Origin of the sequence: Veronia nyctiphanis, from assembly GCF_004116385.1 — a bacterium.
Taxonomy (GTDB): domain Bacteria; phylum Pseudomonadota; class Gammaproteobacteria; order Enterobacterales; family Vibrionaceae; genus Veronia; species Veronia nyctiphanis.
Genome location: NZ_PEIB01000013.1, coordinates 22,050 through 45,603 on the forward strand (window position 1 = coordinate 22,050; position 23,554 = coordinate 45,603).

Here is a 23,554-nt window from a genome sequence, read left to right on the forward strand (position 1 = left end):
GCTCGCATTATCGCTGATTGTTGGGTTTGATGCAGCATGAATGACCGATAGCCCAATTGAAAAGGGTGAGATGTGACTCCATAAAAAGACAAGCATTAACAAGAAAGGAATTGGCTGATGGCTAACCCACTACTGACATTTACCGATCTACCGCCATTTTCGGCGATCAAACCTGAGCACGTTCAACCTGCGGTTGAGCAGGCATTGGCCGATTGTCGCAAGGCGGTTGAGACTGTGCTGGAGAACGATGCAGCGCCAAGCTGGGCAACCATCGTTGCACCCTTGGCAGAAACCGACGACAGACTGAATCGTATCTGGTCGCCGATTGGCCATATGAACTCTGTCGTTAACAGTCAGGAGCTGCGTGAAGCTTATGAAGCTTGCCTTCCTTTGTTGTCTGATTACTCGACCTGGGTTGGTCAACACAAGCCGCTTTACGACGCTTACAAGGCGATCAAAGCCAGCGATGAATTCGGCACGCTGACACAGGCGCAACAAAAAACTATTACCGATGCACTGAGAGAATTCGAACTCTCTGGCATTGCGCTCAACAGTAAAGACCAGCACCGCTTTGGTGAGATCAGCAAACGTCTTTCTGAGTTGTCTTCGAAGTTCTCCAATAACGTGCTTGATGCCACCATGGGTTGGAGCAAGCTGGTGGAAGATGAGGCAGACCTAGCGGGTTTACCTGAATCTGCGCTGGCGGGCGCCAAAGCTGCTGCTGAAGCGAAGGGTGAAAAAGGGTATCTGCTGACGCTGGAAATGCCGTCTTACATTCCGGTTATCACTTATTGCGACAACCGTGAACTGCGTGCTGAGCTTTATGAAGCATTTTCAACCCGCGCGTCTGACCGCGGACCGGGTGCAGGTGAGTGGGACAATACAGACCTTATCCACGAAACGTTGCAGCTGAAGCATGAAATCTCAAGACTGCTTGGCTTCAATAGCTACAGTGAGCGCTCACTTGCTACCAAGATGGCGGAAAGTACCGAACAGGTAATGACTTTCCTCAACGAGCTTGCGGAGAAGGCACATCCGCAGGGTCAAAAAGAGTTTGAAAACCTGCAGGCGTTTGCCAAAGAGACATACGGCATCGACAAGCTTGAGCCATGGGATGTCGGTTACTACGGCGAAAAACTGAAACAACATCAGTACAGTATTTCTGACGAAGAACTTCGCCCTTACTTCCCAGAGAGCAAGGCGGTATCTGGTCTGTTTGAGGTACTGAACCGAGTGTTTGGTATGACCGTTAAGCAGCGCGATGACGTCGACGTTTGGCACGAGTCTGTGTCTTTCTACGACATCTTTGATGCCAAAGGTGACTTGCGTGGTAGCTTCTATCTCGACCTGTATGCCCGCGAGAACAAGCGTGGCGGTGCGTGGATGGACGAGTGCCGCGTGCGGCGTGTAACAGAAAACGGTGACCTACAAACGCCAGTGGCCTACCTGACGTGTAACTTCAACAAGCCGGTTGGTGATAAGCCTGCACTGTTTACCCATAACGAAGTGGTTACGTTGTTCCATGAGTTTGGTCATGGTATCCACCATATGCTGACACAGGTTGAAGCGCCTGCCGTCTCCGGTATCAACGGTGTGCCGTGGGATGCGGTTGAACTGCCAAGTCAGTTCCTTGAGAACTGGTGCTGGCAGGAAGACGCGCTGGCATTCATCTCCGGCCATTTCGAAACTGGCGAGCCACTGCCGAAAGCGATGCTTGACAAGATGCTGGCGGCGAAAAACTTCCAGTCGGCGATGTTTATCCTCCGTCAGCTGGAATTCGGACTATTCGATTTCACGCTATTTACCCGCTTTGATCCTGAAGAAGGACCAAAAGTACTGGACACCTTGGCTGAAGTGAAAAGCCGTGTGTCGGTTGTGCCATCTCCAGAGTGGAACCGCTTCCCACATGCATTCAGCCATATCTTTGCTGGCGGCTACAGCGCGGGTTACTACAGTTACCTGTGGGCCGAAGTACTGTCATCAGATGCTTTCAGTCGCTTTGAAGAAGAAGGTATCTTTAATACAGATACAGGCGCGTCGTTTCTTGAGAACATTCTTGAGCGAGGCGGCAGTGAAGAGCCGATGGAACTGTTCAAACGCTTCCGTGGCCGCGAGCCATCACCAGATGCGCTCTTGCGTCACAGTGGTATTGCTGGCTAATTATTCAGCAAGTGTAAAAATAAAAACGCACCGAAAGGTGCGTTTTTATTTTGTATCTATTAAAAAAGCCTTGATTTGACTCGAAAAAGTTACGTCGATAAATCTGTTAGTCCCTCAAAGCGGTCACAATTGCGCCAATGACTTGCATGGGGGAATTTAACAATGAAAAAAACTCAATTAGCGGCCGCGTTATCGCTGTCTGCAATCTCGCTACCCACACTCGCTATGGTGGGTACTGATGCTCGATCTGCAGGAATGGGGGGAACGGGTGTTGCCTCAGCTGATCACATTACGGCACCTTTTTACAACCCTGCTCAAATGAAGAAGTTCGAGGCAAATGATGACTTTGGACTCCTTCTGCCCTCGGCTTTCGTCGGCGCTAATACGACAGAAGATTTAGACAGTAAAATTGATCAATTCCAATTAGCGAACAAGGAGCTAAAGAGTGCTCAACAAGCTGCCGTGCCTAATGCTGCGAGATTGGAAGCGGCTGCCGATAACTGGAAGGTAAAGCTTAAAGGCCTAGATAATAGCGGTTTTTCTATGGGCCTCGGGGTGAATTTTGCGGTTGCTATCCCTAACAGCCTGATGCCCGTCAATGTGTTTAGCAAGAATGATGTTCATACCGAGTTTTTGATTGATATAGACACCGAACAACTCGATAAAGATGACGATCAACTTGATGCGGGTACCTCTAACGTTCAGTTAGTCGCAGGCTCGGTGTCAGATATTGGCGTTTCCGTTGCCAGAGATGTCTTAGTTCCCTATGTGAATGAGACAATCTCTTTAGGCTTCTCGCCAAAAATTCAACGCCTGACGGTTTATAATGCTTTTGAAAATCTCGATACGTTCGATAACGATTCTTACGAGTTGTCGAGCGAATATCAGCAAAAGACTACTTTTAATGTCGATTTTGGTGCCAGCTATCGCCCTATCACGCCTGTAACGGTCGCATTATCAGCAACTAACCTCATTCCTCAGGAGTTAGACTCACTGAATGATAATGGCTCTGTGGCAACGTTTAGGGTTGAGCCTTCTGTTACGGCGGGTGCGGCTTATGATAACGGCTGGCTGCTTGCGGCTGCTGATATTGATCTGACTGAAAAGCGTTTGTTTAAAGATGTCACCAAGGGCGAGCAATACGCGAGATTGGGTGTTGAGTTCGATGCACTCAATTGGGCGCAACTGAGAGCGGGTTATAGCATTAGCATGGTAGATGGTTCTGAGGACTTGGTAACGCTTGGTGTAGGTTTTTCGCCATTTGGTGTACTGGGTGTTGATGTGGCAACTCAAGTGGCCGGAGACAACGAGTTTCATGTTGCTGCTGAGCTGAGGCTTTCACTGTAACAATTTCTTGAAGTGCACCTAACGTTGGGTGCACTTTAGGTCGCTCATAGTAAAAATGAGTGTCTCCCCTTATGCAACTAAGACTGATCGTCTGCTACTGAGTGTCTCAATACCGATAAAACGAGACCTTCTACCATAGTGAAAAAAAGTAGTAGTGATTAATTTTATTTCCTGATGAAAAATGCAGAAATATATTTTCTCAGGAAAAAGTCATATGTCTTCATTAAGAATCACTTTTATCTCTATCCCTTTTTTAGTGGCGGCACCCGCAATGGCTTTGTCAGGCAGTGATGCGCGCTCTGTCGCAATGGCTGGTACAGGGGTTGCCTCTGCGTCTTACCTTACCGCGCCGTTTTATAACCCCGCTCAGTTAACCAACCATGTCGGCAGTGATGATTTTGGGTCACTGTTACCTTCGGTCACGCTTGGAGCAAACGACGAAGAGGACTTGTTTGGAAAAATTAAGGCTTTTCAGGCAGCTGACCGTGCGTGGCGTGAAGATCAAACAAATGTTGTAAAAGGGCTGAATCGGAGAGCTAAGTTGCTGGAAGTCGGGACGGGCCATGTTGATGTCAGTGCGTCCCTCGGTTTTGCTGTGGCTGTCCCCAACGACTTTCTCCCGATAAATGCCTACTCAAAAACGACTGCGGTATCGCGAATAGAAGCCTCTGTGGCTCCCGAGGATTTTTTTGGCACACAACCTTTAAAATCCTACGTGCATGCCGTATCCGGTGCGACGGTTGAATTTGGTTTAGCAATGGCACATGCGTTCACTTTGCCGTATCGGGACTATGTGTTTTCTGTAGGCCTGACACCTAAAGTGCAGCAGCTTGCTGTCCACAACGCCAAAGAAACCTTGGATGCGTTTGAGGATGACAAGTATCAGATCCCAAGTGATTATCAATCTGCATCGGTATTTAATGCGGACATGGGGATGAGCTATAAACCCTCTCAATTTGTGACAGTTGGCTTTGTTGTCCAAAACGTTATTTCTCATGAACTTAAGAGTCATACCTCAAAAGGCGTACAGGTTACCTATCTCGTTGAGCCAGATTACAACGTGGGTATCGCGTTTGATAATCATTGGCTATTACTGAGTGCTGATTTAGATATCAATGAGACAAGACAGTTTAAAGAATTTGAGCCTGAGGGTCGTGAGTTGAAGCTGGGCGCCGAAGTGAACGCGTGGGATTGGGCACAGTTTCGGGGTGGCTACACCATGAATGTGTCAGGCGAAGAAGAACTGAGCCAGTACTCTGCAGGGATTGGTTTTACGCCTTTCGGTGCTGTGGGTGTCGATCTCGGTGTTCAGTATCAATCGGAGCGCGACCTGGCTGTTTCCGCGCAATTTTTGATGACGTTTTAAAAAAGAACGCGGTGTTGAACACCGCGTTTTTCGTTAGGTGATCTGGGTTAACTGATGGTCGTTGGCCAGCCCATATCGGATTGTTTTTGTGCTTCCTGTGCGAGTTCAACTGCCATGAGTGGATTTTTATCTACCAGCCGGCTTCCAACGTTAACGACAATGCATCTTCATCAGACTCCAACGAGAACATTGGTACTGCCTCTGATTGCCTTCGATGGCACAGAATGACAGCAAGGCGAAGCAGACGAAGCAGGCGATCAGCACTGACCGATGAGACCGCGTTCTGGTTACTCACTGACGATAAAGTATCTCGATAGCGACGGACCAGCTCGCAAAGCAGTTTTTTCTGCGCTCGTGTGAAGCCCGGTAAATCGGAGTGCTGCAGAATATAAGCCGCGTGCTCACCGTCTTGTTTGAAGCTTAAGGTGAGGCCTACTTCATGCAACTGTGCAGCACATTTGAGCATCTCATCACTAACATTTTCTGTCATCCATTCATTTTGTGTTTGCGATAGCAATCTACTGGCGACGTCAGATACGGATTGGGCATGAATTTCATCAAGCGAAAAACGGGTGCGTATGCTTTGAATCGTACGGCTACGGATATCTTGCTGACGCATTGTATCCATCATTTCATACACCATGCCTTCACGCAGCGCGCCACCTGCCAGTGTCATTTCATCGATATCAAATGCTTCAAAGATAGCAATCAGAATTGACAAGCCACTTGGGAAAACCAGCGCTCGCTCAAGGGTAAGGCCTTCTATATCCAGCTCTTCAAGCTGACCACAGCCAATGGCTTGCTTGCGGAGTCGATGAAGCTTTTCCAGTGTAATGACTTCATCCATGCCCTGCGCAACCATAATTTCCTGTAATGCCTGCACAGTGCCGCTGGCACCCACGCACACATCCCAGCCAAGTTGCTTATATTGCGAAAGGATAGGAGATAAAACCTGCTTCGCGCCTGCGATGGCATTGTCGAAACTTTGTTTAGTCAGTGCGCGATCTTTAAAATGGTTTTCAAGCCAGGTGACACAGCCCATATTCAGACTATTAAGCGCAGCAGCATTAAAGCCTTCACCGATGATTAGCTCAGTGCTTGCACCACCAATATCAACAACAAGACGCTTTCCTGTGCCGCCCGAGGTGTGCGCGACACCTTGGTAAATCGTGCGTGCTTCTTCCTGACCGCTGATGACATCAACGTTATGGCCGAGTATGGCGTCGGCTTTATGAATAAAATGATCGGCGTTTTTTGCGCTGCGAAGTGCAGCAGTAGCGACGATACGGATGTTGTTTGGGTCGATATCTTGCAGTCGTTCGGCAAACAGCGACAGGCAATCCCAACCGCGCTGCATGGCCTCTTCACTGAGATTCAGCTTGTCATCAAGACCTGCTGCGAGGCGAACTTTACGTTTAATTTTTGCCAGTATTTGTACACTGCCAGCAACCTCTCGAACAACCAACATGTGAAAGCTGTTCGAGCCAAGGTCAATGGCGGCATACAGGGGCGACGGCGAGTGTTCCATGCTGTGTTACCCCTGAGATGCTTAGGCTTTGTTTGCCGGACGACGGCGACCACGGCCACGTTGCTGACCGGAAGATTGTCGGTTAGACGAGCCTGTATTACGTCGACTGTTAACTTGACGTGGCTTTTGAACGCGGATTGGCGGTGGTAGGTCATCAAGCAGTGCTGTTGCGTCGTAATCAGACACAGGGATAGCGTGCTGAATGTACTCTTCAATAGATGGCAAGTTAATGGCGTACTCTTCACAGGCGAAGCTGATGGAGTGACCACTTGCACCAGCACGACCTGTACGGCCGATACGGTGAACATAATCTTCAGAATCGTCAGGAAGATCGTAGTTGAAGACGTGTGTTACCTGAGGGATATGTAAGCCACGCGCGGCAACATCGGTTGCGACCAGAATGTCGACCTGACCTTTTGTGAATTCTTCGAGGATCCTCACACGTTTCTTCTGCGGTACATCACCTGTCAGAAGCCCAACACGGTGTCCGTCGGCAGCAAGATGTCCCCAAATGTTTTCACAGCGGTGCTTGGTGTTAGCAAAAATAATTGCGCGCTCAGGCCAATCTTCTTCAACCAGCGTTTGCAGTAAACGCATTTTGTCGCTGTTCGATGGATAGAACAATTCTTCCTGAATGCGGTGACCTGTTTTTTGTTCAGGTTCAACAACAACATGTTCTGGGCTTGTCATGTGCTCGAAAGCCAGCTCCTGAACACGGTACGACAAGGTCGCAGAAAACAGCATGTTCAGGCGTTCCGCCGGTGCTGGCATTCTGCGGAATAGGAAACGGATATCTTTAATGAAACCAAGGTCGAACATACGGTCGGCTTCATCCAATACAACAACCTGAATCGATTTGAAGTCCAAAACGCGCTGTTTGTAGAAATCAATAATACGGCCTGTGGTACCGATCAGGATATCAACGCCGTCTTCAAGCTTCTTCTGTTGCTTTTCATACGCTTCACCACCATAGGCAAGGCCTGCGGTGATCGACGTTGATGCCAGCATAGGTGCTGCATCATTGTAAATCTGAATCGCCAGTTCACGGGTTGGCGCCATGATAATGGCCCGTGGGTGGTTCTGACGTCTGCCCTCAGGTGCCTCAGTGGTTAGAAGGTGATTAAAAGTTGCAGTCAAGAATGCCAGGGTCTTTCCTGTGCCTGTCTGGGCCTGTCCTGCGATGTCTCGGCCGGTGAGCAGGACCGGCAATGCCTGAGCTTGGATAGGGGTACAATTATGAAACCCTTTTTCATCCAATCCCTTCAAAACATCGGCGTGAAGACCGAGTTCGGCAAATTTCTGCTCTGTGATATGAGTCATTTTCATTCGCATAGAATATCAGCTTAGACTTGCAATACGATAGTGAATACATTCAAATAGTGCGATGTTTTGCTGGTTGGTTATTAACCAGCGACGAAAATTATCATTGGAGTGGAAGATGAGCGACAAGATTTTGCAGCTGAGCGACGACAGTTTTGATACTGATGTGATCGGTGCTGCTGGCCCTGTACTGGTAGACTTTTGGGCAGAATGGTGTGGCCCTTGTAAGATGATTGCACCGATTCTGGACGAAATTGCCGACGAGTACGAAGGCAAAGTGACCATCGGTAAGCTGAACATCGATCAGAACGCAGGAACGCCACCAAAATTTGGTATTCGTGGTATTCCAACGCTGCTGCTGTTCAAGGATGGCTCTGTTGCTGCGACCAAGGTAGGCGCTTTGTCAAAGACTCAGCTGAAAGAATTCCTGGACGCGAACCTGTAAGTGTGATGATGAGTCGCGTACAAATTTGCACGCGGCTCAATCTTTATCCATTTCCTAGACAGTCAGAAGATCTAGTGCTACCTTAATGCACGTAGATTGTTCATATCCACTTCTGACCACTGACCAGCTCAATGGCTCCTAACTTTTAATCAGACCTCAACTTTGACAGACAAGACACTCACCACTATGAATCTTACCGAACTGAAGAATCAGGCAGTTTCTACCCTGGTTTCCCTGGGCGAAAGTATGGGCCTCGAAAACCTTGCTCGCCTGAGAAAACAAGACATTATTTTTGCTATCCTCAAGCAACACGCGAAAGGTGGCGAAGATATATTCGGCAATGGTGTCCTTGAAATTCTTCAGGATGGTTTCGGTTTCTTGCGGAGTGCGGACAGCTCGTATTTGGCAGGACCGGACGACATTTATGTCTCACCAAGCCAAATTCGTCGCTTTAACCTGCGAACGGGTGATACGATTTCCGGCAAAATTCGCCCACCGAAAGACGGCGAACGCTATTTTGCCCTGCTGAAAGTTAACGAAGTAAACCACGACAAACCTGACAACGCCCGCAACAAAATCCTCTTCGAAAACCTTACCCCACTTCATGCCAACGAACGTATGGTCATGGAACGTGGTAATGGTTCAACCGAAGACATCACGGCGCGTGTACTGGATTTGGCATCGCCAATCGGTAAAGGCCAGCGCGGTCTTATCGTGGCACCGCCAAAAGCGGGTAAAACTTTGCTGCTGCAAAACATTGCACAGAGCATTGCCCACAATCACCCAGAGTGTGAGCTGATGGTACTTCTGATTGACGAACGTCCGGAAGAAGTTACCGAAATGCAACGTCTGGTGAAAGGCGAAGTGGTTGCCTCAACGTTCGATGAGCCAGCAAGCCGTCACGTTCAGGTAGCTGAAATGGTTATCGAAAAGGCAAAACGTCTGGTTGAGCACAAAAAAGACGTGGTTATCCTGCTGGACTCGATCACGCGTCTGGCCCGTGCATACAACACCGTGGTGCCAAGTTCAGGTAAAGTCCTGACCGGTGGTGTTGACGCCAATGCACTGCATCGCCCTAAGCGTTTCTTCGGTGCTGCGCGTAACGTAGAAGAGGGCGGAAGCCTGACCATCATTGCAACAGCGCTGGTTGATACTGGCTCTAAGATGGACGAAGTTATCTACGAAGAATTCAAGGGTACAGGTAATATGGAACTGCACCTGTCTCGTAAGATTGCTGAGAAGCGCGTCTTCCCAGCTATCGACTTTACCCGTTCAGGTACTCGTCGCGAGGAACTATTGACTAAAGCGGACGAGCTTCAGAAAATGTGGATCCTGCGTAAGATTGTACATCCTATGGGTGAAATCGAAGGCATGGAGTTCCTGATTGATAAGCTGGCCATGTCGAAAACGAACGACGACTTCTTTGAAGCGATGCGTCGCCAAAAATCGTAGTTTGACGTAAGCCTGCGTTATCATAAAAGCACTGCCTCTGGCGGTGCTTTTTCGTGTCAGACGTTTAAAAACTACAGGATGTTCAGGGATACACAATGAGGATGAAGTATCTTCAAGTAGCACTTTTACTGGCCACAATGTGGGTAAGCCCCTATGTAACGGCGACAACGCTGAATGTAGATGCCGTTAACGCTGAGCTAGCCAGTTATCATTACAAGACCGCAACGCAAAACGCGGCTTCCCTTTTTCATGCCAACAACTTCAAGCAGTTGGATTTATACCTTGCCGAGTTGCCTCTTCTTACTCAAGAAGCTGTTTTTGACTTTCTATGTCGTCAGACAACCGACCTGTCGACAATGACACCGGAGCGTGAGACGTTTTTGGTCAAGCTCAGTCATCTTCAGCCTACCTATTTGGTGAAAGAAAGTATTGGTACTTATTGGGTCACGAAACCTGTCTTCAATTATTCCGGTAGCGCCCGCTGGATACTCAATCGCTGGCAAATCAAATTGCTCGCTGACGAGGCCGCCACCCAACTGCTTTACGATAATCTCATTTTGTCGAAATGGATGTCTTTTGGTGGTAAGGACTACACGCTTCGCCGCGCAGCGATCGTTTCTTTGATTGAAAATCAAAGTATTGAGAAGGTTCAGGTGCTGAAAGCACTGTTTATTGATGATGAGGGGATGATGTGGTCGCCTGATAATGCGGTATTGGCTGCGCTGGCCGTCAGACTTCAGGATGCTAAACTGATGCATCAGCTTTGGAGTAGCAAGTCAGACAATTACAGTCTCGAAGCGCTGGAACAATTTGATAAACCTGAGCTCTCTGAGTTTGCCGCGCAGATGCTGATTGATGCGACTGCCAATTCGACGCTTCGCAGCCATGCGCTTGAAATACTGGCTGGTGTAAATCCAATGCCAGACATAGTGCGTAACTATCTGGCTAAAGAGCTGAGCCGACGCTGGAAGGGCGAAGAAATTGCAAAGCTGATGATAGAGGAGGGCAATGTTGCACTCCTTGACGACATTGCGGCGAAAGCCAATGCAATAGCCCAAAGAAACGTCGTGAAAGCCAAGTCACTTTCACAATAAGCTGTGATGCTGGTCAGTCCCGCTCATCAGAGTCGGCGCTGCTAATCATCTTTGTTGCCGTTATAATCGGCACATCCTGAAAAACCTGAGCAGGCTATGAAATTTTCCGATTTACGTGATTTTATTGAATACCTTGAGTCCATCGGTGAACTCAAGCGCATTACCCATCCTGTCGATCCACATCAGGAGATGACAGAAATCAGTGATCGTGTGCTGCGCGCTGGTGGTCCGGCGCTACTGTTCGAAAATCCGGTGGGGTACGACATACCCGTGCTGGCAAACCTATTCGGTACACCCAAACGTGTTGCCATTGGTATGGGGCGCAGTGATGTTTTGGAGCTGCGTGATGTCGGTAAGCTGATGGCTTACCTGAAAGAGCCTGAGCCCCCACAGGGATTCCGGGATGCACTGGATAAGCTGCCCGTATTCAGACAAGTATTGAACATGCCAGTGAAACGGCTTCGAAAAGCGCCGTGCCAAGAGATTGTCTGGCAGGGAGATGAGGTCGACCTTGATAAAATCCCTGTGATGGGTGCTGGCCCGGTGACGTCGCACCGCTGCTGACATGGGGCCTGACCATTACGAAAGGGCCCTCGAAAAAACGCCAGAACATTGGTATTTACCGACAGCAAAAAATTGGTAAGAACAAAGTCATCATGCGTTGGCTCGCTCACCGTGGCGGTGCATTGGATTTGCGAGATTGGATGGAAACCCACCCTGGTGAACCATTCCCGATCTCTGTCGCCTACGGCGCTGATCCCGCAACCATTTTGGGAGCTGTGACCCCTGTGCCGGATACGCTATCTGAGTATGCGTTTGCAGGCCTGTTGCGTGGCAGTAAGACGGAGGTGGTGAAAAGCCTCAGCAACGGGTTAGATGTGCCGGCAAGTGCCGAAATCGTCATGGAAGGCTATATCGACCCGAGTGAATACGCTGATGAAGGGCCATACGGCGACCATACTCTACTACAACGAGGTAGAGCGCCATCATGTTTTCACCATTACCCATGTCAGCATGCGTCAGAAACCGATTTATCACAGCACTTACACGGGTCGTCCGCCCGATGAGCCTGCCGTACTCGGCGTTGCGCTTAACGAAGTGTTTGTGCCGATACTGCAAAAGCAGTTTCCAGAGATTGTCGATTTTTATCTTCCGCCTGAGGGGTGTTCATACCGCGCGGCGGTAGTAACCATGAAGAAACAATACCCGGGTCATGCCAAGCGGGTGATGATGGGGGTATGGTCGTTCCTTCGCCAGTTCATGTACACCAAATACGTTATTGTCTGTGATGAAGACGTGGATGCCCGCGATTGGGCGAGTGTCGTTAACGCCATGACGACGCGCATGGATCCGGTAAGAGATACCTTGCTTATCGAGCATACACCAATAGATTCGCTTGATTTTGCTTCGCCAGTCGTCGGCTTGGGCTCCAAAATGGGGCTGGATGTGACGAAAAAGTGGGAAGCTGAGCTGGCTGGGTATGCCAATGATGCAGCGCGCGTTACCAATCAGTCAGAAATCGATGATTGCGTGGCGGTACTTAAAGCGAATCACCCCGAGTTTGCTGATATTTATCTTCCGCCAGAAGCCCACCAACATGGCATGGTGATGGCTACCATTAATAAGCAATCGGCTGGTGATGGCCCTCGCCTGATAGAAGCGATTTGGTCAACGCTGGATAAGGTCGCTGATGTGAAATTTGTGATGCTCTTTGATGATGAAGACGTCAACATCCGCGATTGGAACGATGTAATTTGGGCAATAACCACCCGAATGGATCCGGCTCGTGATACCCTGTTGCGCGAAAACGAGCAGAGCGGTGATCCGCAGGCTCTGCGTCCCGGGTCTAAAATGGGCTTAGATGCCACAAATAAATGGCCGGGTGAAACACAGCGTGAATGGGGAACGCCCATCACCAAAGATCCCGACACTGTGTCTCGTGTTGACGCAATGTGGGATAAATTAGGGATTTAATGTTGTTTACCGTGCACCTGATGCCAAGTGATGAACAGTTTATGGTCTCAGAACATCAGACCATTCTTGCTGCTGCGCTTGAAGCAGGTGTCCGGTTTCCTAACCGCTGTCAGATTGGTGCTTGCGCGACCTGTCTGTGTCAGATGATTGAGGGAGAGGTTCAATACCGTCTCGATCCGGTTATGACGGCAGAAGAGAAAGCACAGGGATGGGTATTTACTTGTCAGGCTTACCCAAAAACGGATCTTGTGCTGCAGTTAGATTAGAGGAAAACAATGCCAATCAATTGTGAAGTGACGTCAGTAACCGCACTGACCACCAATACATACCGGATACTACTAAAACCGGAACATGCTGTGACGTACAAGGCTGGTCAATACCTTCTGGCCGTGATGGGCGAGAAAGATAAGCGTCCATTTTCTATTGCCAGCAGCCCATGTCGCCAAAATGGTCATGAACTGGAGCTGCACATTGGCGCAGCGGAAGAAAATCCTTACGCGATGCAAGTGGTCGAAGCAGCGAAAGCGGCGTTTGAAAAAGGCGATGCGTCTTTTCTGATTGAAGGCCCTGAAGGTAATGCATGGCTTCGTGAGGAAACACAGCGTCCATTGGTATTGATTGCTGGTGGTACAGGCTTTTCGTATGTCCGCAGCATGCTTGACCATTGTCTGAGCCAAAATGTCGACGTACCGATTTTCCTTTACTGGGGTGGTCGTGGTATAGAGCAGCTTTACGCGAATGAAGAGCTTGAAGCGCTGGCACTCAAGCACGCAAATTTGACCTATGTACCGTGGTTCAGGACGCTGTTGAAGGCTGGGCGGGTAAGACAGGTACGGTTTTAGACGCGGTGATGGAAGACTTTATTTCCCTGTCTACCTACGATATCTACATCGCAGGCCGATTCGAAATGGCAGGTGCTGCCAGAGAGTTATTCAGCACTGAGCGTGGTGCTTCTCGCAGCAGCATGTACGCAGATGCGTTCGCCTTCCTGTAAAAAAGCGCTTCCTAATAAAAAACACCGCGAACCTCGCGGTGTTTTCAGTTGTATAAAGCCTAGTTACTCGCTTCTCTCTACAACCTGAAATCGATTACATCTGGTTTCTGAAAACAAATCACATCTTATGTATTAAGTGTATTATCCCAATTTATTTCAATAATCCAGTTTTTTATACAACCTCTGGTTGCACCTCATGAGTTGTAGAATAATTCCCAACCCAGCTTATTTACAGTTACTAATATCAGTATTCGTTGTTTTTACGTCGTGTGATACGCAAAATCTTATTTTGTAAAACAATTAATGTGTCCGATTAATCTCTATTACGTTAAGGGCGCAATGATTGCGTAGACTTTCTACCTTACCACGGCGGGACGTATTGATACTTTGAAGGGGCAGGGCGAAAGTATCCGATAGTCAGATTTAGATAAAAGCTCGCCCAAAACAGTCAGGAATACAAAGAAACTGGGTGATGAATGGAGCTATTTATCCAATGGTATCAGCAGTATATCGATTGGCGCTTTATTGATTAACTGGTTGACGGAGGATAAAAGACTACGCCAGAAATCCTGATGATGGCCAAGAACCACCAAATCAATGTCGCACTCGGCGATCGTATCAACAACCTCCTGCGCCATGCTTCCCCCGCCGACAAAGCTATGCGTGACCTCAACACCTGCTTTGTGTGCAGTTGAATAAGCTGATGTTGCGCTTCTTCGACTATTCTGTGGTGGGCTTCTGCGATATTGATGTCGAGCATCCCTGTGTAAAGCCCGACATAACTGGCGTCGATATGAATGAGTGAAAGTTTTGTATCCATTGCTTGCGCGAGTGAAGCACCCTTCGCCAACAAAACATTACTTTCTTTTGACAGGTCAACAGCAACAAGGATGTGTTTATAGATCATAAACGGCTCCATCAACGTATATCCTTTCAGGTTAGCATTGTCTCATTGACAAGAACATCGTTAGGTTCGTACTGATTACGATCGTAATCAAACACCACTTTGTAGTAAAAGTTGAAAATAGCAGGCTAGCCAGACAAAATGTCCCAACTTTAATGAAATAAGGAATTTTAGAATGTTAGCCGAAACCATGGTTGCTCAGCTTAATGAGCAGATAAACTTGGAGTTTTTCTCATCAAACCTATACTTACAAATGAGTGCTTGGTGTGAAGACAAAGGTTTCGAAGGTGCCGCTGAGTTTCTTCGTGCCCACGCACAAGAAGAAATGGAGCACATGCAAAAACTATTTACTTACGTGAGCGAGACAGGTGCGTTGCCTATCCTTGGCACCATCGAAGCACCACAACACGAGTTTGAAACCTTGGGTGAAGTGTTTCGCGAAACGTACAAGCACGAACAGTTTATAACCAAAAAAATCAATGAGCTCGCTCATGTCGCGTTTACCACGCAGGATTACTCGACGTTCAACTTCCTGCAATGGTATGTCGCAGAACAGCATGAAGAAGAAAAACTGTTCAAGAGTGTACTTGATAAGATCGAACTTGTAGGGGAAGACGGTAAAGCATTGTTCTTTATCGATAAAGATTTGGCAGCGATGGCCAAACAAGAATCGACCTCTGTGATGGATACGCCAGCCGCGTAACGCCATATATGTAACCTGCGTCTTCGCGCTGGCTTCCCGAGGTAACTGGGAGGACAAACTATGAGCGGAGACGCGATAATTGTTGCAATTTTCTTTGTACTATCAGTAAACATCTTGCGCTATTTCAGTTCGTTGCGCGTGCTCCTGTGCATGATGCGCGAAGCCAACCCTTTGCTGTACCAGCAAGTCGCCAGAGGAAACAACTTCTTTGCGCCACAAGGTGATATCAGCAAACAAAAACGTCTCTACCATTACATACGCAGCCAAGAATACCTTCACCATCACGATGAAGCCTTTATTGCCAAGTGCAACAAAGTTCGCCACTTGTTCGTGCTCTCTGTTGGTCTCAGTGCCGCTCTCGTTGCCACCCTCTTTTTTGTCGCGTTTTCTGGCATGTGAGCAAATCCTGTTAAATCCCTAAAACACTGGCTACGGCTGGTGTTTTTTTTGTTACTCTGCCGACATATTCAAGTGTTGATTTCGCGTGAGGATCGTTATGCAGCAATTTTTGGCCAGTATCCACAAATTGATGGTGGAATACGATTTGGTTTGGCTGGAGACATGTCTTTATTTACTGCTTCTTTCAACCATAGTGTGGGCCATTTGGCGAGTGGTATTGAAAAAGCTCGAGGCAGTAGTGGTCAAAACCCGCACAGCATGGGATGAGATTCTTGTCTCTGCTGCAAGCACGCCGATCAGCGTTATTATCTGGGTCTTTCCGTTTACCATTGCCATCGCAGACATATTTAAAGCTCTGACAGGGAACGACCCACATTGGGTTGGCCAACTGCGAGAGTTTGCTGCGCTGGCCATTTTTGTCTGGTTTGTTTTGCGCCTGATTAACCGCGGCGAAGAAGAGCTGCTTACCTCAGAAAAGCGCGATAAAACCACTGTTGCGGCAATATCCAACCTGCTACGCATGGTGATCACTGTCTTTGTCGTCCTGTCAGTATTGCAGGAACTCGGGATAAGCCTGACCGGTCTGCTTACCTTCGGTGGTGTCGGTGGCCTGATCGTCGGTCTCGCCGCGAAAGATTTGCTGTCAAACTTCTTCGGCGGAATGATGATTTACTTCGACCGCCCGTTCAAAGTCGGTGACTGGATCCGCTCACCAGATAGAAAAATCGAGGGCACAGTAGAGAAAATAGGGCTCCGCGTGACTATTATCCGCACCTTTGATAAGCGCCCTCTTTATGTCCCCAACTCAGTATTCAGTAACATAGTTGTTGAGAACCCTTCCCGGATGTCAAACCGACAGATAAAGGAAAGCATGGGGATTCGCTATGAAGATGCCGGAAAAATGCAGGTGATCATTGAAGATGTCAGGTCAATGCTGGCATCTCACCCTGAAATTGATAATCGACAGACACTGATTGTGAATTTCGATCACTTTGGCGACTCGTCACTCAACTTCTTTATCTACACCTTCACCAAAACCGTCAACTGGATTCATTTCCATGAAATTAAGCAGGACGTCATGCTAAAAATTGTTGAGATTGTTCATCAACATGGCGCTGACTTCGCTTTCCCGACCCGAACGCTAATGATGGAAAGTGGAGCGTCCGAAGCACCAAGAGACATGGATGGACTTGATGGTGCAGATCTACCGCTACAATCATAAATACTGGCTCATCCAGCAAAGGGCGGCTACAATGCCGCCCGTTTTTGTTATTGGGCGTGTGAAGTCGGAGTAGTGCAGAGAAATGACCCAGTTTGATGTAATCGTTATAGGTGCGGGAGCCGCAGGCTGATGTGCGCAGCGCAAGCAGGAAAGCGCGGACGCTCAGTGCTGGTGGTCGACAACGGCAAAAAGCCTGGCCGGAAAATCCTGATCTCAGGCGGCGGGCGTTGTAACTTCACCAACTATGATGTCACGGCAGCAAACTTCGTTTGTAACAACCCTCATTTCGCGAATCTGCATTGGCGCAGTATACCCACTGGGATTTTATCTCTCTGGTGTCAGAATACGGTATCGACTTTGAAGAGCGGGACCACGGCCAATTGTTTTGTCTCGACTCAGCCAAAGATATTGTTAACTTATTGCTGAAAGAATGCGACCAGCCCACCATCAGCCAGCGTTACCGCTGCGATGTGCATGATATCGAAAAGACAGAACAAGGCTTCACGCTCAAGCTCGACACCGATACGGTCACTTGCCAGTCACTGGTTGTCGCCACGGGCGGTCTTTCAATGCCGAAACTCGGCGCGACGCCTTATGGTTATCAGGTTGCCGAGCAGTTTGGCTTAAAGCGTGTTCCAACGAGAGCGGGGTTGGTTCCCTTTACCTTGCACAATAGCGACAAAGAAGCCTTTGCTGACCTATCAGGTATTGCGATTCCGGTAACCATTGATGCTGAGGACGGTACCCGATTTAAAGAAAACCTGCTGTTTACCCACCGTGGCTTATCAGGGCCGGTTGTTCTACAAATTAGCTCTTACTGGACACCGGGCCAGAAAGTCACTGTCGATTTACTGCCAGATCTGACGTTGCTTGATACCTTAGTGACCATGGCCGATAAACACCCGGGTCAAAGCCTGAAAAATAGCCTTTCGCGCTTGTTACCCAAACGCTTTGTTGAAGCCTTAATTGAGCGCGGTGACATCACCGACAAGCCGCTAAAACAGTTTACGCCGAAAGAGCTGCAAGCACTGTCTGACTATTTCCATGCGTGGACTATCGCGCCAAATGGCACAGAGGGTTACCGTACAGCGGAAGTTACTCTTGGTGGTGTCGATACCGACGAGCTGTCATCCAAAACGATGGAAACCAAATCTGTACCCGGTCTTTATTTCATCGGTGAAGTGATGGATGTGTCCGGTTGGTTGGGAGGCTACAACTTTCAATGGGCCTGGAGCTCTGGCTGGGTGGCTGGTCAGCACGTCTAGTGGTGTTTTGGAACAATAAAGTTTGCCCGTAAAAGCGTTTTGAGACAATAAAGATGGTCCGTTAACAACTAAAAAAAGCCTGCATTTTCGCAGGCTTTTTTGTTTTAGGGTGCCAGTGCGTGTTTGAGGTCATCCATCAAATCATCGCCGTCCTCAATACCAATCGATAGGCGAAGGGTTTCGAAATAAATCCCCATCGCTTCGCGCTCTTTTTGAGGGACAGAGCCATGAGACATACTGGCAGTATGGTTGACCATACTTTCCACGCCACCGAGCGATTCCGCAAGCACAAACAGCTCTAATCGGCCGATGAAGCGTTTTACTGTGTCTTCATTGCCTTTAAGGCGTATGGTGACCACGGCACCGCCTGCGCGCATCTGGCTTTTGCATAACGCATGTTGGGGATGTGAAGGAAGCCCCGGGTAATGGACTTCTAAAATTTCACTGTGGCTTGATAGATATTCTGCAATCTTAAGGGCATTGGCACACTGACGTTCCATTCTGACATCCAGTGTCTTCAGCCCTCGGAGCGCCAGATAGGCATCAAACGGAGAAGCTATCGCACCAACAGTGGTTTTGAGCTTATCGAGTGAGATGGCCAAATCGTCGCGTGCGGTGATCAGTGCACCGCCAATCAAATCTGAATGCCCGCCTATATATTTGCTGGTGGAGAGCATCACGATATCTGCGCCATGGGAGAGCGGACGCTGATTCCACGCCGTTGAAAAGGTGTTATCGACACAGGTCAGAAGGTTGTTGTCTTTGGCGACGTTGCAGATGGCTGACATGTCGACCAGTTCAAGCAGTGGGTTGGTCGGTGTCTCAATCCAAATCATGGCGGTATTGCTCTGAATGGCGGAGATAACGGCTTGTGTATCGTTGAGATTGACATAAGTGAACGTGAGGCCGGATGTGCGGGTGCGAAGGTCTTCAAACAGGCGATAGGTGCCGCCGTAGACACTCGACATCACAATTAGGTGCGCGTCTTTGGGCAGAAGTTCAAGCACGAGCGATGTGGCTGCCATGCCGGATGCGGTTGCAGTCGCATAAATGCCGTCTTCCAGCGCAGCGAGGGCAGATTCGTAAGCCTGCCGGGTGGGGTTGTCGCAGCGCGAGTAACTGAAATCACCCCCTTCACCAAGATTGGGTTGGACAAACGAGCTCGCAGTGGTGATGGGCGGGAAAATGGCATTATTCCCCTTGTCCTGTTGGTTGCCTCCGTGGATAGCAATGGTCGCAATTTTTCTGGTTGTCATTTTGATGTTCTCAACACTGCTTGGTTAAAAAAGGTTTGGTCTATCAACCTATCTTTGTGTGACTAATCAGTGCAAGTTATCTATTTCAATAAGTGATGAGTGACGATGTTCTATATTTGATTTTTAAATGATGGGTGTTTCTTTACAAGAGAGTGATGGCCTTAATTAAACGTATGGTTATTTTGACATGCCTGAATTAAATAATAAGTGAGCACTTTCCTGAGGCCACTGAAATAGCGTATTTCTCCCTTTCGCCTTATTTACTTACGACCTAAATAGTGAATTGAAATATAGGCATATAAAAAATTTAACGGCGAAAAGAGTCTGCGCTGACGTCTTTTAGGCCTTTGAGGATCGGCGTTTAGCCCTTCTTTTTTAAGTTTTAATGAATCACTGTAAATATAAGTTAATGATAAATAATGCATATTTCTGCGTTTGTATTTATGGTGCAGATATTAGTCATGATGAATATGCTGATAGCAATATCAATAAAAGGTGACCTGTTGCCAATTTTTAACCTATCGGGGTTTAATTGTTTCGGGAAAAAACATTTGATAAGCATCTATTAGTTTGAAATTTATCTTTGAGGTCTGAAATTAATGATGGTAGGGAAAGTGAAGCAAGCGTGGATGTCCCGTCTTTACTTTTTGGTGGCAGGGTTCTCTTTTTCTGCTGTTGCCGAGTCCATTGCGAGTTTTCCCAAAGGGTGGGAAACATGGCCTGTCGTTAAACTCTCAGAGACCTTACCTGCAGACACGGTTTTACCCCCTGATGCCTCTTTGTTTATCCAAGAAGCCGTAGAGGCTTATTCATGGATAAATAATGGCGAGGGATCACCGCTAACCATCAGGGTTAATCCGAAAAAAATCGAGGAATACAAAACCCATGGCCCTTATAGCGATGGCCCAACGGCCGTCGCTGTATCAGAGATCCCCGGTATGATTTGGGTAACCGAGCATTTATCAGGGTTTCCTGTCTATGGCACCTACGATAGGCAAGGCAATGATATCAGCCACACTCACCCGAGCCTTGACCCGGACTTTTGCGATAAGTGCCACCAGACTTATCAGGAGATATGCCGAAACGGTACCTGCACTGATTTGGTGATGAAAAGCTATTCGTCGTCGGGGGGCAAACAGCAAACAAACGATGAATAAATTTGCGTCGAAATTATTGTCTGTTAACCAAATGCTCTTTTTTTCTCATCTGTTTTTGGTGATGGTTATCATTATCGGGATGAGTTTTTCCCGGTATGAAAGTGAGTGGAATACACGGGTTGAAAGTGCAGGCCTGATTGCGCAGCAATCTCTGTCTTCAATGATCAATGATATTTCTTTATCGGTAGCTGGCCGTAACTACACGAAATTGACCATGCCCAGTCAGTTGAATCACCTTCAAGGCATTGAGAACCTTCTGTTTATGGAGATCAGAGGGCAGTCGGACTACAGTGGTTTGCCCGTGGGTGTCCGTTTTTCTCATGATGAGGATATTATTTGGCGCACTGACGTCAGCGCCGAGGACATTATTCGGGCCAAGCAAACCCTGCATGGACTGAGCCAGTCTCTGGTTGACTCATCGGGTGATAAACGGGTCAAGCTGCAATACCTGTTCAATAAATCCAGCGAAGACCTGCGTATGCTGGAACGAAGTATGGTGCTGAAGAACGAAACGCGTTTCGAGGTACGTCTGGCCTCAGACGACGATCATCCTTTTGTGTTGGTACCCAAGACCCAAAGCCTGCAGATTCATATTCCTCTTGTTAATAAAAGTGGTGGTAGCCTGTTTGCGGTGTTTGATGCCAGTGCACTGTATCAACTGCGAAGTGACATTGTCCGCTCTTTGGCCGTTGAAGCTGTTGTCGCAATATTGGTATCGATATTGATCATCTTGTCGGTGACGTATTGGATAGTTAAACCTATTCGCCGTATGGCCAGTTATATGAGTCAGGATATCGAGAAGATGAACTTCTCGACGTTGCCGGAGTTAGATAGACGGGATGAAATCGGGTCACTGGCCAGAATGCTGAAGATGCTAGCGGAAAAGGTACAGGCGCAACTGAAAGAACTCAGACATAAGTCAGATACCGATGCGCTAACGGGACTTGGCGGTAGACACAGCTATAACACCTCAGCTGAGGTGTTTTACCGTCATACGATGGCCAGTAAGCGTTATTTTGGCCTGATCATTTGTGACATCGACAACTTCAAGCTGTTCAATGACAACTTCGGCCATAGCCGGGGCGACGAGGTGCTGAAAATTGTCGCTGATGCCATTAATTCCGCCTTGCTGGGCGATGAGTTGGCGTTTCGAATTGGTGGTGAAGAGTTTGTGGTGATGGCCTCCTGTTGCCACTGCGACGAGGTGCATCGATTGGCAGAGAGAGTAAGAAATCATGTTGCAAACAGAAACCTTCCTCATGCCCGTCAGATGGGTACAGTGACGATTTCTGTCGGCGCGGTGTGTGTCTCGCCGGGGCAGTCTGTTAGCTACCGTGAGGTTTTCGAGCAAGCTGACAGCTTATTGTATGATGCAAAGACGGCAGGCAAGAACCGTATCAGGCTTTGTCGTTTTTCAGATCGCAATAACGACCCGAGTGCCCTATTCGAAATGCCAATTTGCAAAGAGTTTGCCAGTCGTAAGTGAGGCTGACGGTATGTTTTATATGAAACATACCGTACGGTTAACGAAGTAATATTCCCAGAATTAGACGCTGCCACCATCGCCGATAGGGGGGCTGCATCAACTGACCCAGATTGAACCCTTTTCGACGAAATATGGTTCGCTTCTGGCTGAGTGTTTTAAAGCCCTGCTTGCCATGATAATGCGCAACACCAGACGCACCAATACCGCCGAACAAGGCATCATCAATCGCAAACTGTGCCAACGTGTCGTTAACGACCATCGCCTGTGATTGTGTTTGGGAAACGATGCGCTTAATCGTCAGCTCTTTCTGGCTCATTAGATATAGAACCCTGAGTTGTTGAGTGCGCAATTCGTCAATGACGGTATCCAGTTCGTCATAGGTTTTTATTGGCAATATGGGGCCAAACACTTCTTCTTGCATTACCAGTGCGTCAACGGGCGGATTGATAATCAAATGAAGGGCGAGACGCTGCTGCTTTGGGTTAACGGCGGGTTCAGTAACGGGCACAATTTTAGCGCCTCTGCGTCTGGCATCATCAATCATGGCAATCAGCCGTTGATAGTGCTGTTCGCCGTTAACCGATGTCCAATCTCTGTTTGATAGCCCTCCGGGATAGGCTTTATTCCACCCCATCGCCAGCGCTTCTATCAGGTTTTCTACACTGGACTCATGTGCATAACAAAGGTCGGGCGCTACACAAAGCTGCCCACTGTTGAGGCTTTTCCCGAACAGCAATCGCTGTGCTGCTTGCTCGGGTGGCATATCAGGTGTTATCACCGCAGGCGAGCGACCGCCGAAGTCGAGGGAAACGGGCGTCAGCGACTGCGACGCGGCGCGCATCACCTGCTTACCCGCTTCACCTGTACCTGTAAATTGAAGATGGGCAAACGGAAGTTCACAAAACGCGGTGGCCAATGCCCGATCGCCTTCCACCAGACACACCTGATCATCAGGAAACGTCTCCGAGAGCATGTTCTTGAGCGCTTCATTGGTGCGTGGTGTTTGCTCACTGGCCTTAATCATCACCCGGTTTCCGGCGGCTAACGCGGTAATGAGCGGCACTAAACTTAAAGAGATGGGGAAGTTCCAGGGCACCATGATGCCTATCACTCCAAGGGGTTGGTACTGAATCTCAACGTTGCTTGATGAAGGGAGGAAAGAAGGGCCTTTTAGAGGTTTCATCCAGCGTTTGAGGTGGCGCTTTGCGTGCTTGATGGCCCGAAGGCTTGGCAGGATGTCCGCCAGCAAGGTTTCGTAGCTTGAGCGGTAGCCATAGTCCTGCGACAGTGCGGTAATCAAATGTTGTCGATAGGCAGAATAGATTGATGCAGGCGCTTTAGGTCATTCTGCCTTTGTTTGTAACCGCGCAGAGGCTGGCTGTCAAAAGCGTCACTTAACGTTGAAAACTTTCTCTCCAGCACTTTAAGCTGCTGGGCAACGGGAATGCGAGTAGCGAGTGAAACAACAGTCATATTTTCTTA

General features: G+C 48.4%; 16 protein-coding genes and 6 pseudogenes. 16 read left to right on the plus strand and 6 right to left on the minus strand.

The genetic code is table 11. The features are described from left to right. The first annotated feature begins 117 nt into the window (after window positions 1-117). The 3 genes from prlC (at window position 118) to traF (CS022_RS11825) (ending at window position 4,873) form a co-directional block, all read left to right on the plus strand. Window positions 118-2,160 (plus strand): oligopeptidase A, encoded by a 2,043-nt coding sequence (gene prlC, locus CS022_RS11815; RefSeq protein ID WP_129122446.1) that lies wholly within the window; start codon window positions 118-120, stop codon window positions 2,158-2,160. Between the two features lie 162 nt (window positions 2,161-2,322). Then, window positions 2,323-3,507, plus strand: coding sequence for a conjugal transfer protein TraF (traF, locus tag CS022_RS11820; protein ID WP_129122447.1), 1,185 nt, complete (start codon window positions 2,323-2,325; stop codon window positions 3,505-3,507). 214 nt (window positions 3,508-3,721) lie between these two features. Next, entirely contained in the window at window positions 3,722-4,873 is a 1,152-nt protein-coding gene (gene traF / locus CS022_RS11825) for a conjugal transfer protein TraF (RefSeq protein WP_161569616.1), read from the plus strand. Window positions 4,874-4,920: 47 nt separating this feature from the next. Here traF (CS022_RS11825) and gppA read toward each other — a convergent pair. Together gppA and rhlB are read right to left on the minus strand one after the other, a co-directional pair. Continuing rightward, window positions 4,921-6,401, minus strand: a pseudogene (gene gppA, locus CS022_RS11830) (guanosine-5'-triphosphate,3'-diphosphate diphosphatase). Between the two features lie 21 nt (window positions 6,402-6,422). Further along, complete coding sequence (rhlB, locus tag CS022_RS11835) at window positions 6,423-7,727, minus strand: ATP-dependent RNA helicase RhlB (protein ID WP_129122516.1); 1,305 nt, start codon at window positions 7,725-7,727, stop codon at window positions 6,423-6,425. A gap of 112 nt (window positions 7,728-7,839) precedes the next feature. Here rhlB and trxA point away from each other — a divergent pair, with 112 nt between their 5' ends. The 7 genes and pseudogenes from trxA (at window position 7,840) to CS022_RS26345 (ending at window position 13,680) form a co-directional block, all read left to right on the plus strand. Continuing rightward, entirely contained in the window at window positions 7,840-8,166 is a 327-nt protein-coding gene (gene trxA / locus CS022_RS11840) for a thioredoxin TrxA (RefSeq protein ID WP_129122449.1), read from the plus strand. Between the two features lie 186 nt (window positions 8,167-8,352). Beyond that, on the plus strand, window positions 8,353-9,618 hold the full coding sequence (rho, locus tag CS022_RS11845) for a transcription termination factor Rho (protein ID WP_129122450.1): 1,266 nt from the start codon (window positions 8,353-8,355) through the stop codon (window positions 9,616-9,618). Between the two features lie 95 nt (window positions 9,619-9,713). Further along, window positions 9,714-10,712: a hypothetical protein gene (locus CS022_RS11850; protein WP_129122451.1), complete on the plus strand. Its 999-nt coding sequence runs from the start codon at window positions 9,714-9,716 to the stop codon at window positions 10,710-10,712. Between the two features lie 96 nt (window positions 10,713-10,808). Next, window positions 10,809-12,191, plus strand: a pseudogene (ubiD, locus tag CS022_RS11855) (4-hydroxy-3-polyprenylbenzoate decarboxylase); the annotation flags it as partial. 66 nt (window positions 12,192-12,257) lie between these two features. Further along, a pseudogene (locus CS022_RS28080) lies at window positions 12,258-12,686 on the plus strand (4-hydroxy-3-polyprenylbenzoate decarboxylase); the annotation flags it as partial. Beyond that, window positions 12,686-12,952 (plus strand): 2Fe-2S iron-sulfur cluster-binding protein, encoded by a 267-nt coding sequence (locus CS022_RS11860; protein ID WP_201746267.1) that lies wholly within the window; start codon window positions 12,686-12,688, stop codon window positions 12,950-12,952. The pseudogene CS022_RS28080 and the gene CS022_RS11860, both read left to right, overlap by 1 nt. Window positions 12,953-13,339: 387 nt before the next feature. Continuing rightward, window positions 13,340-13,680: pseudogene (locus CS022_RS26345) on the plus strand (hypothetical protein). A 482-nt stretch (window positions 13,681-14,162) separates the two neighbouring features. On the opposite strand, the pseudogene CS022_RS11870 reads toward CS022_RS26345, so the two are convergent. Then, a pseudogene (locus tag CS022_RS11870) lies at window positions 14,163-14,587 on the minus strand (universal stress protein). Window positions 14,588-14,759: 172 nt separating this feature from the next. On the opposite strand from CS022_RS11870, the gene ftnA reads away from it, so the two are divergent. From ftnA to CS022_RS11890, 4 genes and pseudogenes are all read left to right on the plus strand, one after another. Then, the gene (ftnA, locus tag CS022_RS11875; protein ID WP_129122452.1) at window positions 14,760-15,287 is read left to right on the plus strand and encodes a non-heme ferritin; all 528 of its coding nucleotides are present in this window, start codon (window positions 14,760-14,762) and stop codon (window positions 15,285-15,287) included. Window positions 15,288-15,347: 60 nt separating this feature from the next. Then, on the plus strand, window positions 15,348-15,686 hold the full coding sequence (gene uspB, locus CS022_RS11880; protein ID WP_129122453.1) for a universal stress protein UspB: 339 nt from the start codon (window positions 15,348-15,350) through the stop codon (window positions 15,684-15,686). Window positions 15,687-15,783: 97 nt separating this feature from the next. Continuing rightward, on the plus strand, window positions 15,784-16,908 hold the full coding sequence (locus tag CS022_RS11885) for a mechanosensitive ion channel family protein (protein WP_129122454.1): 1,125 nt from the start codon (window positions 15,784-15,786) through the stop codon (window positions 16,906-16,908). An 82-nt stretch (window positions 16,909-16,990) separates the two neighbouring features. Then, window positions 16,991-18,173: pseudogene (locus CS022_RS11890) on the plus strand (NAD(P)/FAD-dependent oxidoreductase). A 104-nt stretch (window positions 18,174-18,277) separates the two neighbouring features. Here the strand turns inward: CS022_RS11890 and CS022_RS11895 are convergent. Next, window positions 18,278-19,429: a trans-sulfuration enzyme family protein gene (locus CS022_RS11895; RefSeq protein WP_129122455.1), complete on the minus strand. Its 1,152-nt coding sequence runs from the start codon at window positions 19,427-19,429 to the stop codon at window positions 18,278-18,280. 629 nt (window positions 19,430-20,058) lie between these two features. Between CS022_RS11895 and CS022_RS11900 the strand changes: the two genes are divergently transcribed. Both CS022_RS11900 and CS022_RS11905 read left to right on the plus strand, forming a co-directional pair. Continuing rightward, complete coding sequence (locus CS022_RS11900) at window positions 20,059-20,586, plus strand: hypothetical protein (RefSeq protein ID WP_129122518.1); 528 nt, start codon at window positions 20,059-20,061, stop codon at window positions 20,584-20,586. Beyond that, on the plus strand, window positions 20,579-22,072 hold the full coding sequence (locus tag CS022_RS11905) for a GGDEF domain-containing protein (protein ID WP_129122456.1): 1,494 nt from the start codon (window positions 20,579-20,581) through the stop codon (window positions 22,070-22,072). Before CS022_RS11900 ends, CS022_RS11905 begins: the two co-directional genes overlap by 8 nt. A gap of 37 nt (window positions 22,073-22,109) precedes the next feature. Here the strand turns inward: CS022_RS11905 and CS022_RS11910 are convergent, their stop codons facing one another. Together CS022_RS11910 and CS022_RS24870 are read right to left on the minus strand one after the other, a co-directional pair. Further along, entirely contained in the window at window positions 22,110-23,372 is a 1,263-nt protein-coding gene (locus CS022_RS11910) for an aldehyde dehydrogenase family protein (RefSeq protein WP_161569617.1), read from the minus strand. Continuing rightward, complete coding sequence (locus tag CS022_RS24870; RefSeq protein WP_161569618.1) at window positions 23,369-23,545, minus strand: hypothetical protein; 177 nt, start codon at window positions 23,543-23,545, stop codon at window positions 23,369-23,371. Before CS022_RS24870 ends, CS022_RS11910 begins: the two co-directional genes overlap by 4 nt. Window positions 23,546-23,554 lie beyond the last annotated feature (9 nt).